Origin of the sequence: Streptomyces sp. NPDC059166 (assembly GCF_042755185.1) — a bacterium.
Classification (GTDB): domain Bacteria; phylum Actinomycetota; class Actinomycetes; order Streptomycetales; family Streptomycetaceae; genus Streptomyces.
In genome coordinates this window covers 120,007-138,367 of the sequence record NZ_JBHZCI010000013.1, presented here as the reverse complement: position 1 = coordinate 138,367, position 18,361 = coordinate 120,007, and the positions used below count along the sequence as shown (strand labels likewise).

Annotated in this window: 14 protein-coding genes; 13 read left to right on the top strand and 1 reads right to left on the bottom strand. The window is 70.2% G+C overall.

Annotated features, from left to right (window positions below; genetic code table 11):
- Positions 1-182 precede the first annotated feature (182 nt).
- The 12 genes from ACFXOA_RS12755 (at position 183) to ACFXOA_RS12700 (ending at position 15,932) form a co-directional block, all read left to right on the top strand.
- The gene (locus ACFXOA_RS12755; protein ID WP_385025969.1) at positions 183-1,427 is read left to right on the top strand and encodes an extracellular solute-binding protein; all 1,245 of its coding nucleotides are present in this window, start codon (positions 183-185) and stop codon (positions 1,425-1,427) included.
- A 2-nt stretch (positions 1,428-1,429) separates the two neighbouring features.
- Positions 1,430-2,359, top strand: a complete 930-nt coding sequence (locus ACFXOA_RS12750; protein ID WP_385025894.1) for a carbohydrate ABC transporter permease — start codon at positions 1,430-1,432, stop codon at positions 2,357-2,359.
- 4 nt (positions 2,360-2,363) lie between these two features.
- Entirely contained in the window at positions 2,364-3,263 is a 900-nt protein-coding gene (locus ACFXOA_RS12745) for a carbohydrate ABC transporter permease (protein ID WP_385025891.1), read from the top strand.
- Positions 3,264-3,315: 52 nt separating this feature from the next.
- A complete protein-coding gene (locus ACFXOA_RS12740) occupies positions 3,316-5,715 on the top strand; it encodes a beta-glucosidase (protein WP_385025888.1) in 2,400 nt (799 codons plus the stop codon).
- A 125-nt stretch (positions 5,716-5,840) separates the two neighbouring features.
- Complete coding sequence (locus tag ACFXOA_RS12735) at positions 5,841-6,941, top strand: endo-1,4-beta-xylanase (RefSeq protein ID WP_385025885.1); 1,101 nt, start codon at positions 5,841-5,843, stop codon at positions 6,939-6,941.
- Positions 6,942-6,977: 36 nt separating this feature from the next.
- Positions 6,978-8,246: a glucarate dehydratase family protein gene (locus tag ACFXOA_RS12730; protein WP_385025882.1), complete on the top strand. Its 1,269-nt coding sequence runs from the start codon at positions 6,978-6,980 to the stop codon at positions 8,244-8,246.
- 52 nt (positions 8,247-8,298) lie between these two features.
- A complete protein-coding gene (locus tag ACFXOA_RS12725) occupies positions 8,299-9,837 on the top strand; it encodes a sodium:solute symporter family protein (protein ID WP_385025879.1) in 1,539 nt (512 codons plus the stop codon).
- An 83-nt stretch (positions 9,838-9,920) separates the two neighbouring features.
- Entirely contained in the window at positions 9,921-13,106 is a 3,186-nt protein-coding gene (locus tag ACFXOA_RS12720; protein WP_385025876.1) for a glycosyl hydrolase 115 family protein, read from the top strand.
- A 28-nt stretch (positions 13,107-13,134) separates the two neighbouring features.
- A complete protein-coding gene (locus ACFXOA_RS12715; protein WP_385025873.1) occupies positions 13,135-13,539 on the top strand; it encodes a hypothetical protein in 405 nt (134 codons plus the stop codon).
- Positions 13,540-13,674: 135 nt separating this feature from the next.
- Positions 13,675-14,775, top strand: coding sequence for an NADH:flavin oxidoreductase/NADH oxidase (locus tag ACFXOA_RS12710; RefSeq protein ID WP_385025870.1), 1,101 nt, complete (start codon positions 13,675-13,677; stop codon positions 14,773-14,775).
- 29 nt (positions 14,776-14,804) lie between these two features.
- A complete protein-coding gene (locus ACFXOA_RS12705) occupies positions 14,805-15,533 on the top strand; it encodes a class I SAM-dependent methyltransferase (protein WP_385025867.1) in 729 nt (242 codons plus the stop codon).
- A 51-nt stretch (positions 15,534-15,584) separates the two neighbouring features.
- Entirely contained in the window at positions 15,585-15,932 is a 348-nt protein-coding gene (locus tag ACFXOA_RS12700) for a helix-turn-helix transcriptional regulator (RefSeq protein WP_362543185.1), read from the top strand.
- Between the two features lie 74 nt (positions 15,933-16,006).
- On the opposite strand, the gene ACFXOA_RS12695 is transcribed toward ACFXOA_RS12700, so the two are convergent.
- Complete coding sequence (locus ACFXOA_RS12695) at positions 16,007-16,657, bottom strand: DUF305 domain-containing protein (RefSeq protein ID WP_385025967.1); 651 nt, start codon at positions 16,655-16,657, stop codon at positions 16,007-16,009.
- A 179-nt stretch (positions 16,658-16,836) separates the two neighbouring features.
- Here ACFXOA_RS12695 and ACFXOA_RS12690 point away from each other — a divergent pair, with 179 nt between their 5' ends.
- Positions 16,837-18,327 carry an LVIVD repeat-containing protein gene (locus ACFXOA_RS12690; protein WP_385025863.1) on the top strand — a complete coding sequence of 497 codons (1,491 nt, stop codon included), beginning with the start codon at positions 16,837-16,839 and terminating at the stop codon, positions 18,325-18,327.
- Positions 18,328-18,361: the final 34 nt, after the last annotated feature.

Here is an 18,361-nt window from a genome sequence, read left to right as displayed (position 1 = left end):
CGCGTCCGGGCAAGGTTCGTAAATCCTTGCTCCTGCCCTCTTGACGGGCCCGAAACACGACCGTACGGTTCCGGCAACATTCGAAAGCCACGCCGAAACATTCGACAGAGGGTGCGGTCATGCGGTCGGGGATATTCACTCAGGGAACACGTACGACGAGATGGGCCGCGGCGGGTGCGGCGCTGGCCATGGCCGGGCTGCTGGCCGGCTGCGGATCCGGGAGCGGCGGGAGCGGCGGCGGAACCATCACGGCCTATGTCTACGGCGACGACGCGGTGAAGGTCCAGCAGGCCGCCGTCGACACCTTCAACAAGACCTCCGAGGTCAAGGTCAAGCTGGTGTCGGTCCCTGGCACCGACTACGTGAACAAGCTGCGCAGCGCCATGGGATCCCCCAGCGCGCCCGACGTCTTCTTCAACTGGGGCGGCGGTTCCATCAAGCCGTACGTCGACTCCGAGGACCTGGTGGATCTCACGTCGACGGTCAACGGCGACCCCACTCTCAAGGACGGCTTCCTTCCCTCGATCATGGCGGCCGGAGGCCTCGAGGGGAAGGTCTACGGCGTCCCCATGCGAGGCATGCAGCCCGTGATGCTCTTCTACAACAAGGCGCTCTTCGCCGAGCACAAGATCGAGCCGCCCAAGACCTGGGAAGACCTCCAGGGGGCCATCAAGACCTTCAAGGCCGCCGGAATCACCCCCTTCGCGCTGGGTGGCTCGGACAAGTGGCCCGAACTGATGTGGATGGAGTACCTGCTGGACCGGATCGGCGGCCCCGAGGTCTTCAAGAGGATCCAGGACGGTGACACCGACGGCTGGGGCGACCCGGCGGTCCTCAAGACGGCGCAGACCGTCAAGGAACTCGTCGACGAAGGTGCCTTCGGCAAGAACTTCAACTCCGTCGACTACGGGAACGGCGGAGCCCCGACCCTGCTCAACAAGGGCAAGGCCGCCATGCACCTCATGGGTTCCTGGGAGTACTCGACCCAGCTGGGCAAGGCCCCCGAGTTCGCGAAGAAGGACCTCGGCTGGACCGGCTTCCCGACCGTGGCCGGTGGGGTGGGGGACCCCGCGAACGTGGTCGGCAACCCGACCAACTACTGGTCGGTGAACGCCCGGACCAAGCACAAGGACGAGGCGATCGCCTTCCTGAAGACAATGGCGTCGAAGAGCTACGCGCAGGCCCTCGTCGACAACGGTGACGTACCCACCACCTCCAACGCCGCGTCGATGCTGAGCGGTTCCCCCAACCCGCAGTTCGCCACCGACCAGTACGAAATGGTGCAGAAGGCCCCGAGCTTCACTCTCTCGTGGGACCAGGCACTCGAAGCCCAGTACGCCACGCCACTGCTCACGGAGATCAGCAAGCTGTTCGCCGGCAAGACGACCCCCGAGCAGTTCGTCGAAGCAATGAAGGCCGCGAAGTAACGATGTCCCACCACACTCCGGTCGCGAAGAGGCACGGAGACGGGAAGGCGGCCGTCGGCAACGTCGGCCGCCCGCCGGTCGCCTGGGCACTCCCCGGCATCCTCTTCTTCGCCGTGTTCGCGATCGTCCCCCTGGCGATCGCCGTCTACCTCTCGTTCTGCACATGGGACGGGCTCGACTCCCCGGTCCTGACCGGCCTGGACAACTGGACCAGGCTCTTCAAGGACTCGGAGTTCGGCCAGGCCGCGTGGCTCAGCCTCCTGCTCACCACGATCAGCTGGGTCTTCCAGACACCGGTGGCCCTGCTGCTCGGCGTCTGGGCGGCGGGCCGCCAGCGCAGCCGGGCCTTCCTCTCCGCGGTCTTCTTCATCCCGCTGCTGCTCTCCACCACCGCCATCGCGATGCTCTTCCACGCCCTGCTGGATCCCAACTTCGGAGTGATCCAGACGATCGGGCCCTGGATCGGCATCGACCCCAACGTCATGGGGTCGTCCACCGGCGCGCTGCTCGTGGTCGCCTTCGTCGGCGGCTGGCAGTTCATGCCGTTCCACACCCTGATCTACCAGGGCGGAGCTCGGCAGATCCCGGAGGTCCTCTACCAGGCCGCCTCCATCGACGGCGCGGGCATGGTGCGGCAGTTCTTCCACATCACCCTGCCGCAGCTGCGCCACACCATGACCACCTCGTCGGTGCTGATGATCGTCGGCTCGCTGACCTACTTCGACACCGTGCTGATCATGACCAAGGGCGGTCCCGGCACGGACACCACGATCCTGCCGTACCTGATGTACCGGACCGGTTTCCAGACCTACGACCTCGGCTACGCGGCGGCCATCGCCACCGCCCTCGTCGTGGTGGCCACAAGTATCTCGCTGCTCATGGTCCGCTTCAGCGGCTTCGGGGCCATGCGGTCCACCCGGGAAGGTATGTGACGAGATGTCGATCGACACCCGACCCGAGGCGCCGCAGCGCCGGATGAAGACCTCGGCGCCCCGCCACATCCGCCCCGTCCGCAGGCGCAGGCACCTGGGCAACCCGGTCGCCGGCGTCGGTTCGCTGATCTGGCTCCTGATCGTCCTGGTGCCCCTGTACACGCTGGTCTCCGCGTCCCTGATGCGTCAGGACCAGGCGCTGAACGGCGATCCGCTGGCAGTGCCCACCGACCCGACGTTCGAGAACTACCGGACGGTGCTGGACAGCGGTTTCCTCTCGCTGATCGGGAACACCGCGATCGTCGCGGTCGCCACGGTCGCCATCGTGCTGGCGCTCTCGGTGCCCGTCGCGTACGTGGCGGTGCGCACCCGCAGCCGGCTCTCTTCCCTCGCCTTCCGGACGTTCCTGCTCGGTGTGGCGATCCCGGCGCAGGCGGTGATCGTCCCCCTGTACCTCATGATCGGCAAGATGGGGCTGTACGACACCCTCTGGGCCATCATCCTCCCGACGGCCGCCTTCGCGATGCCGGTGGCGGTCCTGGTGCTCAGCGGCACCATGCGCGACGTCTCCGAGGAGATGTACGAGGCGATGGCTCTGGACGGCGCCTCTGCCTGGCGCATGCTCTGGCAGCTGGCCGTCCCGCTCTCCAAGGCCGGAATCAGCACGGTGGCGATCTTCTCGGCCCTGCAGGCGTGGAACGGCTTCCTCTTCCCGCTGATCCTGACCCAGTCCGAGGAACAGCGTGTCCTGACGCTGGGACTGTTCAACTTCATGAGCCAGTTCGGCGTGAACATCCCCGCCGTCCTGGCGGCCATCGTCCTCTCCGTCGTACCCATCTTCGCCGTCTACCTCGTCGCCAGGCGGGCGCTGATCAACGGACTGATGGGGGTGGGCGGCAAGTAGGAGATCCCCGCCGCCCCGGACCACCGCACTCATGAGAGGAACCCCTGCCGCCATGGCAATCCAGCCCGTCCCGCAGGCCCGTCCCGCCGACCCGCCCTCCGCCGTCGACGGCCCGTGGCGCGACACCTCACTCACCCCCGAGGCGAGGGTCGCCGATCTGGCCGCCCGGATGACCCTGGAGGAGAAGGCCGCCCAGCTGTACGGAATCTGGGTGGGCGCCGACGCGGAGGGTGACGGAGTCGCCCCGCATCAGAACGACATGGTCGACCCGGTCGACTTCGACGCCATCACCACCCGCGGACTCGGCCAGCTGACCCGCCCGTTCGGAACCGCGCCGGTCGACCCGGGCGTCGGAGCCGTCTCGCTGGCCAGGGCGCAGGCCCGGATCGTCGAGGCCGGCCGCTTCGGGATACCCGCCATCGCCCACGAGGAGTGCCTCGCGGGATTCACCGCCTGGGGGGCCACCGCCTATCCCGTACCACTCGCCTGGGGCGCGGCCTGGGACCCGGAACTCGTCGCCGAGATGGCGCACAGGATCGGCCACGACATGCGGTCCGTCGGCATCCACCAGGGCCTCGCCCCGGTGCTGGACGTGGTGCGGGACCTGCGCTGGGGCCGCGTCGAGGAGACCATCGGCGAGGACCCCTACCTCGTCGGCACCATCGCCACCGCCTACGTCAAGGGCCTGGAGTCCGCCGGAGTCATCGCCACGCTCAAACACTTCGCCGGCTACTCGGCGTCCGCCGGGGCCCGCAACCTCGCCCCGGTCCGGGCCGGGGCCAGGGAGATGGCGGACGTGATCCTGCCGCCTTTCGAGATGGCGGTCCGGGAGGGCGGTGTCCGCTCGGTGATGCATTCGTACGCCGAGATCGACGGAGTCCCCGTGGCGGCCGACCCGGCGCTGCTCACCGGGCTTCTCCGGGACACCTGGGGGTTCACCGGCACGGTCGTCGCCGACTACTTCGGCATCGGCTTCCTGGAGACCCTGCACAAGGTGGCCGCGGGCCGAGGCGACGCGGCCCGACTGGCACTGACGGCAGGGGTCGACGTGGAGCTGCCGACCGTCCGCAGCTACGGCGACGAACTGGTCGCCGCCGTACGGGAGGGGGCCGTGTCGGAGGAACTCGTGGACCGCGCCCTGCACCGGGTCCTGCTGCAGAAGTGCGAGCTCGGCCTGCTGGACGGGGACCGGCCGCTGCCTTCCGTACTCGCGGACACCGACCCGGATCAGGCGCGCGGCACCGTGGACCTCGACCCGCCACGCAACCGCGCCCTCGCGCGGCTGCTGGCGGAGCGGTCCTGCGTCCTGCTGTCCAACCCGGAGGGCGCTCTCCCGCTGACCGGCACGGGCCGGATCGCCGTGGTCGGACCGCGTGCCGACGACCCGCTGGCGATGCTCGGCTGCTACTCCTTCCCGAGCCATGTCGGTGTCCAGCACCCCGGAACACCCATGGGCATCACCGTGCCCACGGTGCTTGAGTCGCTGCGTGAGGAGTTCCCGGGCGCGGACATCGACCACGCGCAGGGCTGTGACGTGGACGGTACGGACGCCGAGGGCATCGGGGCCGCCGCCGAGCTGGCCGCGGCCGCCGACGTCTGCGTGGCCGTCCTCGGCGACCGTGCCGGACTGTTCGGGCGCGGCACCTCCGGCGAGGGCTGCGATGTCGCGGACCTCGCGCTGCCCGGTCTGCAGGGCGAACTCCTGGACGCCCTGCTCGCCACCGGGACCCCCGTCGTCCTGGTGCTCCTGACGGGGCGTACGTACGCCCTCGGCAGCCGGGCGGACCGGCTGGCCGGCTGTGTGCAGGCGTTCTTCCCCGGAGAGGAGGGCGGTCCGGCGCTCGCGGGTGTGCTGTCCGGGCGCGTCAACCCGTCGGGCCGCCTGCCCGTGGGGGTGCCGAACGGCACCGGGGGCCAGCCCTGGACGTATCTCCAGCCGCCGCTCGGACGGACGAGCGGTGTGAGCAATCTCGACCCGACGCCCCTCTACCCGTTCGGTCACGGGCTCTCCTACACCTCGTTCGCGTGGGAGGGCGACGGCGATGTGCCGTCCGAGCTCGGCACCGACGAGGAGACGGACCTCGCGGTCACGGTCCGCAACACCGGCGACCGCGACGGGGCGGAGGTGGTCCAGCTGTACGCCCACGACCCCGTCGCCCAGACCACGCGCCCCGAGGCTCGCCTGATCGGATACGCGCGGGTGCCGCTCGCCGCGGGGGAGTCCCGGAGAGTCAGCTTCCGGTTCCACCCGGACCTGGTCTCCTTCACGGGTGCGGCGGGACACCGGATCGTCGAGCCGGGCGACCTGGAACTGCGGTTCGCCACGTCGAGCGACGTGGCCGACGCCAAGCACACCGTGCGGCTGCGCCTCACCGGCCGGGAGCGCACGGTCGACCACCTCAGGCGCATGGTCTGCGTCCCCTCGGTCGACGCGCCACTCGCGCGTACCTGATCCCGCGGCCGCCCCGCGTACCCCTGCCGGGAGTGCGCGGGGCGGTACCGAAACTTTCGAACGCCGTCCCCGGCTGCTCCGCGGGCGGTTCCGTGTCCATGTGCCACCACGGAAAGGCATCTGTCATGCTCAAGGCAACTCGTTCGATGGCGGTGGGTACCGCCGCCGCGCTCCTCCTCTCGGCGTTCGCCCTCTCCAGCGCGGACGCCGCGACGGGCGGCCCGGTCCGGCACGGGGGCAAGGCACCGAACACGGCCCCCGGCACCCTCGGCGCGCTCGGCCTGAAGGCCGGTCTGCGGGTCGGCACCGCCGTCAACACCTCAGCCCTGGCGGGCGACGCGCCCTACCGGGCCGGAGTCGCGAAGGAGTTCTCCTCGGTCACCCCGGAGAACGTCATGAAGTGGGAGGCGGTGGAGCCCGAGCGGGGGACCTACGACTGGGCCGCGGCCGACGGGCTCGTCGACTTCGCCCGGAAGAACGGGCAACTGGTCCGGGGCCACACCCTGGTCTGGCACAACCAGCTCCCCGCCTGGCTGAACGAGGGCGACTTCACCCCGAAGGAACTGCGCGAGATCCTCCACCGGCACATCACCGACCAGGTCACCCACTTCAAGGGGCGGATCTGGCAGTGGGACGTCGTCAACGAGGCCTTCGACGACGACGGGACGATGCGGGACAGCATCTGGCTGCGGAAGCTCGGCCCCGGCTACATCGCGGACGCCTTCCGCTGGGCCCACGAGGCGGATCCCAAGGCCCGCCTCTTCATCAACGACTACAACATCGAGGGCGTCAACGCGAAGAGCACCGCCCTGTACGCGCTGGTGACCCAGCTGCGCAAGCAGCGCGTGCCCGTCCACGGCGTCGGCATCCAGGGCCACCTGGCGGTGCAGTACAGCGCTCCGCACGACATCGCCGACAACATGCTGCGCTTCGACCGCCTGGGCCTGGAGACGGCGATCACCGAGGCGGACGTACGGATCCCCATGCCGGCCGACAGCACGAAGCTGGAGGCGCAGGCCGAGGGGTACGGCGTCCTGCTCCGCGGCTGCCTCCTCACCCCCGGCTGCAACGACTTCACCGTATGGGGCTTCACCGACGCCTACTCCTGGGTTCCCGACACCTTCCCGGGCGAGGGCGCGGCCAACATTCTCGACGAGGCGTACGCCCCCAAGCCCGCTTACGGCACCCTGCGTCAGACCCTGACCCTCGCCGCCGGCCGGCACTGACCACGCCCCCCACCGCACCGGCACGGAAGAGAACACATGGCGACGAACCTCCGGATCACCGGAGTGCGCATCACTCCGGTCGCCTTCAAGGACCCGGCGCTGCTGAACGCGGTCGGCCTGCACGAGCCCTTCGCCCTGCGGGCGATCGTGGAGGTCGACACGGGCGACGGCCTCGTGGGACTCGGCGAGACGTACGCGGACGTCGGGCATCTGCGCCGCCTGCGCGCCGCCGCCGACGCCCTCACCGGCATGGACGTGTACGCACTCGGCGCCATGCACCGCAAGGTGGCCCAGGTGCTGGCCTACGACGACGGATCCGGAGGGACCGGCCTCACCGGGATGATCACCACCAGCAGCGCCGTCGACCGGGTCTTCTCCCCGTTCGAGGTCGCCTGCCTCGACATCCAGGGGAAGGCCGCCGGACGCCCCGTCAGCGATCTGCTGGGAGGCGCGGTACGCGACAGGGTCCCCTTCAGCGCCTATCTCTTCTACAAGTGGGCCGGGCACCCCGGCGCGGAGCCCGACGACTGGGGTGAAGCCCTGGACCCGGACGGCATCGTCGCCCAGGCGCGGCGCATGACCGAGAGCTACGGATTCTCGGCCATCAAGCTGAAGGGCGGGGTCCGGCCGCCCGAGGAGGAGACCGAGGCGGTGCTCGCCCTGCGCGAGGCCTTCCCCGGCACACCACTGCGACTCGACCCCAACGCGGCCTGGAGCGTGGCCACATCGGTCCGGGTCGCCCGCCGGCTGGAGGGCGTCCTCGAATACCTGGAGGACCCCGCACCCGGGCTCGACGCCATGGCCGCGGTGGCCCGGGAGACGGAGATCCCGCTCGCCACCAACATGTGCGTCGTCGCCTTCGACCACCTGGCGCCCGCGGTGGAGAAGGGCTCGGTCCGGATCGTGCTCTCGGACCACCACTACTGGGGAGGGCTGCGGCGCTCCGGGCTGCTCTCCGGGATCTGCGAGACCTTCGGCATGGGCCTGTCCATGCACTCCAACTCGCACCTGGGCATCAGCCTGGCCGCGATGACCCACCTCGCGGCGGCCACGCCGAACCTCACCTACGCCTGCGACACCCACTGGCCGTGGAAGACCGAGGAGGTCGTCGTCCCCGGAGCTCTCACCTTCGCCGACGGAGCGGTTCGTGTGCCTCGCGGCCCCGGACTCGGCGTCGAACTCGACCGGGACGCCCTGGCCCGCCTCCACGAGCAGTACATCTCGTGCGGACTGCGCGACCGGGACGACACCGGCTACATGCGGCGGATCGACCCCACCTACGAGAAGAAGACGCCCCGCTGGTGACGCCGCCGGTCCTCGACCGGCCGCCCGCGGACACGTACACCGAGGAGTTCTGATGGCCCCGCTCGACTGGGCCGCCCTGTGCGGCTATTTCCTGGTGATGCTGCTCATCGGCCTCTGGTCGCACCGCCGCGTCGGCGACGTGAGCGACTACTTCACCGGGGGCGGCCGGATGCCCTGGTGGCTCTCCGGCATCTCGCACCACATGTCCGGGTACAGCGCGGCGGTCTTCGTCGCCTACGCCGCCATCGCCTACAGCTACGGCATCACCGTCTACGTCTGGGCCTTCCTGCCCCTCGCCTTCGGCACCGCCGTGGGGGCCTGGCTCTTCGCCCCGCGCTGGCAGCGGCTCCGGCAGCGCTACGCGGTGGCGTCACCCCTGGAGTACCTCGCCAAGCGCTACAACGTGCCCACCCAGCAGGCCCTCGCCTGGAGCGGGGCGCTGCTCAAGGTGTTCGACGTGGCTGCGAAGTGGGCGTCGGTGGCCGTGCTGCTCAACGTGTTCACCGGCATGTCGATGACCGCCGGCATCCTGATCACCGGCATCGTCACCCTCCTCTACTGCACGGTCGGCGGGCTGTGGGCCGACGCGCTGACCGACTTCGGCCAGTTCGTCGTCCAGGGCGCCGCCGCTCTCGCCATGCTCTGGGTCGTGCTGGACCGCCTCGGCGACGGCCCCGCGGGCCTGGGCACCCTGTGGGACAGGCTTCCCGAGGGCCACGCGCAGCCGTTGGTCGGCCCGTACACCGCGACCTTCCTCGGGGCGTACGTCGTCGTGAAGCTCTTCGAGTACAACGGCGGGATGTGGAACCTGGCCCAGCGGTACATGGCCACGGACTCCCCGAAGGCGGCACGCCGTTCGGCCGGCCTCTCCGCCCTGCTCTACGTGATCTGGCCGGCCGTGCTGCTCTTCCCGCCCGTCGCCGCCGCGGTCCTGATGCCGGGCATCACGGACCCCGAGAAGGTGTACGCGCTCATGTCGGAGTCGTACCTCCCGGCGGGGCTCGTCGGGCTGACCCTGGCCGGGATGTTCTCCCACACCATGGCGATGGCCTCCTCCGACGCGAACGCGGTCTCCGCGGTCGTCACCCGCGACATCATTCCCGCCGTGGTCCGCCGGGCACGCGATCTGCCGCCCGCCACCGGACTGTTCGTCGCCCGGGTGTGCACCGTCGCCTTCATCAGCGTCAGCATGATCGTCGCGATCGAGGCCGACCACTTCGGCGGGGTGCTGGGCATCATCGTCGGACTGGTCGCGGCGGTGATGGGACCGATATCGATCCCGATGCTGCTGGGGCTGCTGCCCGCCTTCCGCCGGTTCGGGCCGCGAGCCGCGCTGTCCTCCTGGGCGCTGGGCCTGCTGGGGTACCTCCTGGTGAAGTTCGTGCTCGACAGCGCGGACCAGACGCTGGTGATCGTCACGCCGCTGGTGACCTCCCTGGTGGTGTACGTCGTCGTCGGCCTGGTCGCCCCGGAGCCCGACGACACCGCGGACGCGATCGTGGCCGCCCTGGCCCCGTCCTCCGGCGACGGCGAGGCGGCGACCGCCTCCGCCCGCCCGGCCCCGGCCGCGGCGCCGGGTGTCCCCGACTGAACCCTCGCGTCCCGCGCACCGAAATCTGTCAGGGGCTCACGCCCGTCCAATTTGTCATGTGTGTGAACAAAATGGGGAGCAGCATGGACAAGCACACCAGCCGCAGAACGGTCCTCGGCGCCGGACTCGGGGCCACCGCCCTCGCGGCGACACCACTCGGCTCACTGATGGGGCTCGCCGGCGAGGCCGCCGCAGCACCCGCGGGTTCCGGGAGTCCGTCCGCGCCCCGGCCCACCGATCCGGGCGCCTACATCTCGTTCACACCCAGGACCGGCGCGTTCCCCCTGGTCAGGGGCGGGCGCGCCGCACCGCTCGTGGTCAGCGACAAGGACTGGGCCGGTGTGGTCCGGGTCGCGGGCGACCTCAGGGACGACATCGAACGCGTCACCGGTGTCCGGCCGGCCCTCTCGCGGGACGCGACGCCGCGAGGCCGCGAGATCGTCCTGATCGGCACCATCGGCCGCAGCCCGCTGATCGACGGCCTGATCGCCTCGGGCCGGCTCAGGGCCTCGGGTGTCGCGGGCAAGTGGGAGACCAGCCTGCAGACCGTCGTGGAGAGGCCCTTCCCGGGCGTGGACCGCGCGTTCGTCATCGCGGGAAGCGACCAGCGCGGCACGATCTTCGGCGCGTACGACGTCTCCCGGGGCATCGGGGTCTCACCCTGGTACTGGTGGGACGACGTCCTCCCCGTCCGCCGCGACGCGCTGTACGTCCTGCCGGGGCTGCACAGCCAGGGCACCCCCGCGGTGAAGTACCGCGGGTTCTTCGTCAACGACGAGAACCCGGCGCTCGGCACCTGGGCGCCCGCGTTCTTCGGCCCCGGCAAGGCCCCCGGCTTCGAGGGCGGGTTCAACGCCGCCTTCTACGCGAAGATCTTCGAGGTGATGCTGCGGCTGAAGGCCAACTACCTCTGGCCGGCGGTCTGGGGCCGGGCCTTCGCCGAGGACGACCCGGAGAACCACGCCACCGCGAAGGCCTACGGCGTCGTGATGGGGACCTCGCACGAGGCGCCGATGATGCGGGGCATCGAGGAGTGGAACCGCCACGCCGTCGCCGCGGTCCGCGACAGCGCGGGCAACATCACCGAGCCGGGGCACGACCCCTACGGCGGCACCGGCGAGTGGTCCTTCCGCCGCAACGCCGAAGCCGTCAAGGCCTACTGGCGCGAAGGTGTCCGCCGGATGGCCGAGCAGGACTTCGAGGGCGTGGTCACCGTCGGCATGCGCGGCAACGGTGACGTCGGGCTGCCCGACGGCGACGGTATCGAGCTGATGACCGAGATCATCGCCACCCAGCGGCAGATCATCGCCGAGGAGCTCGGGGCGCCGGACGCGGTCCCCCAGGTGTGGACGCTCTACAAGGAGGTCCAGCACTACTGGGACCGCGGACTGAGGGTCCCCGACGACATCACCGTCGTCCTCACCGACGACAACTGGGCCAACGTCCGCAAGCTGCCCGACCTGGAGAACGACCCCCGGGGCGGCGGCTACGGGCTGTACTACCACTTCGACTACGTGGGAGTGGGCCGCAACTACAAGTGGGTGGACACCACTTCACTGCCCAACATGTGGGACCAGCTGCACCAGAGCGCGGCCTACGGAAACCGTGGTCTCTGGGTCACCAACGTGGGTGACCTCAAGGGCAACGAACTTCCCACCCAGTTCTTCCTGGAGTACGCCTGGAACCCCGACCGATGGCCCCTGGACGCCCTGCCCGAGTGGGAGGAGCGCTACGCCGCGCAGAACTTCGGTGAGCGGCATGCCGCGGAGATCGCCGGGATCCTGCGCACGTACGCCCGGCTCCAGTCGCGGCGCAAGCCCGAACTGCTCAACCGGAAGATCACGCTGGATCCGGCCAAGGACCCGGCCACCGACTCCTCGGCCGTGGTGTACGACGACAAGGCCACCCCGTTCAGCATCGTGGACTACCGGGAACTGGAGCGCGTCACCGAGGACTGGCGGCGTCTCGCCGCGGCCGCCGAGCGTGTCCGCCGTGTGCTGCCCGCCTCCGCCCAGGACGCCTGGTACGAACTCGTCGGCTACGCCGTGCGCGCGACCGCCAACCTCTACGCCCTGCGGGAGGCCGAGTTCACCAACCTGCACTACGCACCCCAGGGCCGCGCCCTCACGAACCGGCTGGCGGCCGACGCGGAGGCCGGTCTCGCGGAGGACTTCGCTCTCGCCCGGCGCTTCGACACCGAGGTGGCCGACGGGAAGTGGAAGGGGTTCCAGAGCCAGCCGCACATCGGGTACGGCGATGTCGAGCGCTACGGCCCCAACGCCCCCTGGCAGCAGCCGGAACGGGACAACGTGGCGCTCGCCGACGAGATCTTCCCCGCCGTGCGGCGCATCGAGCTCCCGCGCAAGGCCGAGATGGGTGTGGCCGTCGACGGTTCCGGTGCCTGGTGGCCGGCGGGCGGGGGCGCGGCCGAGGACGCGGCGCTGCCCGTCTTCAGCCCGTACCAGAGTCAGCCCGCACAGTACGTCGAGGTCTTCAACCGGGGTACCGAGTCCTTCGACTTCCGCGTCCGCACCGGCGCTCCGTGGCTGATCGCCGACCGCACCCGGGGGAGGGTGGAGGCCCAGACCCGGGTGACCTTCCGCGTCGACTGGTCCCGCGCGCCCCGGGGGGTGACGGAAGTGCCCGTCACCGTCTCCGGCGCGGGTGGTGAGGTCGTCGTCCGGGCCGTGGTGGACCGCCCCTCCCTGGAGCGGTCGAGGCTCCAGGGGTTCGTCGAGGCGAACGGTTACGTCTCCGTCGAGGCCGACCACTTCCACCGCGCGGTCGGCCGGGACGGGATCTCCTGGCGACGCATACCCGGCATCGGGCGCACCGGAGCGGGCATGGAGCCCTTCCCGGTCACCGCCTCGCGGCAGGTGCCGGGCGGCAGCGCGGCCAGGCTGGAGTACCGGGTGAGCCTGTTCACGACCGGACCGGTCACGGTCTGGGCCCATCTGTCGCCCCGCAACAACGCCCTGACGACCGACGGACTGACCTACGCGGTCTCCTTCGACGACGAGGCGCCGCAGTCCGTCGACATCACCCGGGTCACGGGCGCCGACGACGGGACCATGAACATCCAGTGGGCCCGCAACACCTCCGACAACGTCAACCGCACCAGCACTGTGCACCGCATCGGCCGGCCGGGTGTCCATGTGCTGAAATTCTGGATGGTCGATCCCACGGTGGTACTCCAGAACCTCGTGGTCGACACAGGCGGTCTCAAGCCCAGCTACCTGGGCCCGCCGGAGAGCCTCCGGCTGAGCTGACCGGAGCGGGACGAGGAGGCGGCGGGCGATGGGTATCGAGATCAGGGGCACGGACGGGCGCGGGGGGACGCTGGGAGCCCTGCCCGGCCCTGCGGACGCCCCCGCCCAGGTCACCCTGCTGCTCGGGGGAGCGGCGGGGCCGGCCTCCTGGTCCTGCTCACCGGCCGCGGCCAGGGAACTGGCCGCGGCGCTCACCTCGGCTGCCGCCGAGGCGGAGCTCGCCCGCTCGTCGGGGCCCGTCACGGTCGAGGCGTGCGCCCTGAAGCGAGGCGACGTCCGTGACGGGGAGCGCCTGATGACGGTGGAGGACGTCCGGGTGGACGGGGTGAACGTCCAGGTGACCTGGACCTCGGGAGGAGGGCGGAGCTGGAGCCAGACGTACGAGGCCGACGCGGCGATCCGGCTGAGGCGCCGACCCCTGCCCGGAGGGTGAGCGGGCCCGGAGGCGCCCTCGTAATTCGACGTTCACCGTAGTACGGTAATTTTCGTAGTACGGTGAACATCGTACGAGCGTGGCCGGGGGCCCGGCCACGCCGCCCGCCGTGTCCCGAGGAATCGGAGTCCCCCCGTGAGTGCACTGTTCGAGCCCTACGCCCTGCGGTCGCTGTCCGTCCCCAACCGCATCTGGATGGCCCCCATGTGCCAGTACAGCGCGGCGACGACCGGCCCCGACACAGGTGCGCCGAACGACTGGCACTTCACGCACTACGCCTCCCGCGCGGCGGGTGGCACCGGCCTCGTCCTGGTGGAGGCGACCGCCGTCGCTCCGGAGGGCCGGATCAGCGCCGCGGACCTCGGGATCTGGAACGACCGCCAGGTGGAGGCGTTCCGCCCGATCACCGAGTTCCTCGCCTCCCAGGGCACCGTGCCGGGAATCCAGCTCGCACACGCCGGGCGGAAGGCATCGACCGGCCGCCCCTGGCTCGGCGGGTCGCCCGTCGGCACCGACGACCCCGAGGGCTGGCAGCCGGTGGCTCCGAGCGCCCTGGCGTACGACGACGGCCACACCGTGCCCCACGAGCTGAGCACCCAGGAGATCCAGGAGGTCGTGCGGCAGTTCGCCGACGCCGCGCGCCGCGCGCTCGACGCGGGCTTCCGGGTCGCCGAGATCCACGGGGCGCACGGCTACCTCATCGGACAGTTCCTCTCCCCGCACAGCAACCACCGCACCGACGCCTACGGCGGCTCCTTCGAGAACCGCACCCGCCTGGCCCTCGAGGTCGTCGACGCCGTACGCGAGGTCTGGCCGGAGGAACTCCCGCTCTTCTTCCGCATCTCCGCCACCGACTGGCTGACCGAGAACGAGGACGACCCCCGCGAGGGGTGGACCGGCGACGACACGGTCCGCTTCGCCCGCAGCCTCCTCGCCCACGGTGTCGACCTGCTGGACGTCTCTACCGGCGGGCTCGCGCCGAAGGCCCGGATCCCCGTGGGGCCCGGCTACCAGGTCCCGTTCGCCGAGAGGGTACGGACCGAGGCCGGTCTTCCCGTCGCCGCGGTGGGGCTGATCACCGATCCCGTCCAGGCCGAGAAGATCCTCGCCGACGGCAGCGCCGACGCCGTCCTGCTCGGCCGCGAACTGCTGCGCGATCCCTACTTCGCCCGCAACGCCGCACGCGCGCTCGGTGGAGAGGTCGCCGTACCGGAACAGTACGGCTACGCCGTGTGACACCTGCCCTGTGGGTACGCTGAGCGGCGATGTTCACTCCTCAGGGCCCCACGCTCCGCGAACTGGCCGTCCAGGCGCTCTCCTCGACGATGCGCGGCTACGACCTGCTCGCCCCGAAGTTCGATCTGACGCCCTACCGGACGCCCGCCCGGGTGCTGGACGCGGTCGCCGACGCGGTCCGGCCCCTCGGGCCCTTCGACCGGGGGCTGGACGTCTGCTGCGGCACCGGGGCGGGCGTGGGCGTCCTGCGCGGGCTGTGCCGTGAGCGGGTGACCGGAGTCGACTTCAGCGCGGGCATGCTCGACGTGGCGAGCGTCACGCACCTGAGAGCCGGGGGAGGCCCCGCGGTGGACTGGATCCGTGCGGACGCCCGGGCCCTGCCCTTCCGGGCCGCCTTCGATCTGGCCCTGAGCTTCGGGGCGTTCGGTCACTTCCTGCCGGACGAACGCCCCGTGCTCTTCCGTCAGGTGTACGACGCGCTGCGTCCGGGCGGGGTCTTCGCCTTTCCGGTGGGCGCGCCGCCACCGGTGGGTTCACGCGCCTACTGGTCACTGCTCGGCTTCGACCTGGCGATGCGGGTGCGCAACGCCGTGTGGCGCCCGCCCTTCGTCATGTACTACCGCACGTTTCCCCTCGCCGGCGTGGTCGACGACCTCGTGCGGACCGGATTCACCGTGCGGCTGCTGCCCCTGGAGATCCTCGGCCGCAGGCACGACGGAAGCCCCCGGGCGCGTCTGGTCGTGGCGGGCCGTGGATAAAACTACGACGACTCTCGTACAATGAAGCTCCCGGTACGGACTGGAGCCATCGTGACGTCGAACGCAGCTCGCGTGCTCGCGCATCCCTCACGTGAGGAGATCCGCGTCGAGGGCGTGCTGCACGCGCTCTCGGATCCCGTCAGGCTCCGGATCGTGCGTCAGCTCGCCGATGCGGACGACGAGCAGGCCTGCTCCCGCTTCGATCTTCCGGTGTCCAAGTCCACCACCACCCATCACTTCAGGGTGCTCCGTGAGAACGGTGTGATCACCCAGTTCTACCGGGGCACGGCGAAGCTGAGCTGTGTCCGCGCCGACGACCTGGACGCACTCTTCCCCGGGCTGCTGGACAGCGTCCTCGGGGGAGCGGCGCTGCAGGCCGAGCGTCTCGGCGAGAGCTGACCCGGCGGGGAGGTGGGCGCTCCCGCACGGAACGCCGTGCACCTGCCCACTCGCCCGCGTTCACCGTGCGTTCGTCAGGGCAGCAGCAGTGCACGCATCCGTTCGATCTCCACGGTCTGCTGGGCGACGACGTCGTTGGCCATCTCCTCCACCAGGACGTTGTTGCCGTCCGCGAGGGCTTCGGTGGCCATGGTGACCGCGCCCTGATGATGGGTGATCATCAGCTCCAGGAACAGCTGGTCGAAGGCCTTGCCCCGCGAGTCGCGCAGCTTCTCGATCTGCCCGTCGGTGGCCATCCCGGGCATGGTGGAGTGGTCGTGCTCCCGTGCGCGTTCCTCGCCCCCGTTGTTCTTCAGCCAGCCCTCCATGGCGCCGATCTCCGGCTTCTGGGCGGCCGAGATGCGCTTCGCCAGCCGCTCGACCGATGAGGAGGACGCCCGGTCCGGGACCAGGGCGGTGAGTACCAGCGCCTGCCGGTGGTGCTCGATCATCATCGAGGCATAGCGGAAGTCGGCGGAGTTGGGAGTGTCGTCCCCGGCCTCCTTCGCCGCCTCCTCGGCCGACAGCTTCCTCGCCGGCTCGCCGGGCTTGCCCGGGGCGATGACGGCGGGCCCGTCGTCCGCACCGGCCTTCGCCGAGCTGCCACCGTCTCCGTCGCAGCCGCCAAGGGCGAGCGCCGCCGTGAGCAGCACCGCCGCGCGCAGCAGTGTGGTCCGACGGTGCATCAGCATGGCGACCTCCATGGCCATATGAGTGTGTCGCAACCATCCCAACACTTCCACCGGCCGGTGATCGGAAACTTTTATTACGTCTCTGTTGCCATCTGTTGGTGTGTACATGGAAAGGGCGATACTGCCGGGGTCCAGGAACCGTTCGACGACGGACGGATACAAGGGAGGACACAGTGACCTCGTTGCACACCACCAGCGTGCGGCGCAGACGCCTGGGTGTGGCGGCCGCCGCCGCCGGGCTCATCGCCACCCTGCTCACGGCCGGACCCGCGGCCGCGACGCCGGACCCGGGCGACACCTCCGCCAACCGCAGCGGAGTCTCCGTGAGCGAGCAGGCGGATGTCAGGGCCGCCATCGAGAGCGGTGACGTACCCGGGGTGGACGAGATCGTCCACAGCGACAACATCGAGCACCTCGTCAACATACCCAAGGACGCGCTCCAGGGGCTCAACACCGACCTCGCCTTCCAGGGCGGCTACGCGTTCGCGGGCAACTACGACGGCTTCCGGATCTTCGACATCCGCAATCCGAAGAAGCCGAGGACCGTGGCCCAGGTACTGTGCCCGGGATCCCAGAACGACATCTCGGTCTCCGGGAACCTGCTCTTCCTGTCGACGGACTCCTCGCGGAGCGACAACTCCTGCGCCAGCACGACCCAGCCGGCCACGGAGAAGTCCTCCTGGGAAGGCATGAAGGTCTTCGACATCAGCGACAAGCGCAACCCGAAGTACGTCGCCGCCGTCGAGACCGCCTGCGGTTCGCACACCCACACGATCGTTCCCGAGCGCAGGGACGTGTACATCTACGTCTCGTCCTACTCGCCCAACGAGACGTTCCCCGACTGCCAGCCGCCGCACGACGGGATCTCCGTCATCAAGGTGCCGCGCAACTCCCCTGAGGACGCCCGGATCGTGAACTTCCCCGTCCTCTTCCCGGACGGCGGCAACCCGGGTGCTCCCACCAACCCCGGAGTCTCGAAGACCACCGGATGCCACGACATCACCGTGCTGCCCTCCCAGGACCTGGCGGCCGGGGCGTGCATGGGCGACGGCCTGCTGTTCTCCATCAAGGACCCGGAGAACCCGAAGATCATCGACCGGGTGCAGGACAACGTCAACTTCGCGTTCTGGCACTCGGCGACCTTCAACCAGGACGCCGACAAGGTCGTGTTCACCGACGAACTCGGCGGCGGCGGCGCGGCGACCTGCAACGACGAGATCGGCCCGAACCGCGGGGCCGACGGCATCTACGACATCAAGGGCAGGGGAGACCACCGCAAGCTGGTCTTCCGGAGCTACTTCAAGATCGACCGCCCGCAGGCCGACACCGAGGTCTGTGTCGCCCACAACGGCTCGATCATCCCGGTCAAGGGCCGTGACCTCATGGTCCAGGCCTGGTACCAGGGCGGAGTCTCCGTCTGGGACTTCACCGACTCCTCGAAGCCGAAGGAGATCGCGTACTTCGAGCGCGGCCCCGTCTCCACGGACGCCGTCACCACGGCCGGCCCCTGGTCGGCGTACTACTACAACGGCTACATCTACTCCAACGACATCGCCAAGGGCTTCGACGTGCTGAAGCTCGACGACCGCAGGACCGACCCGGCGAAGCGGGTGCGTCTGCCGGAACTCAACGTGCAGACGCAGCCGGAGTACTTCCGGCACTGATCCGTGCCGCACCCGCGGACGAACGTGTGCATGC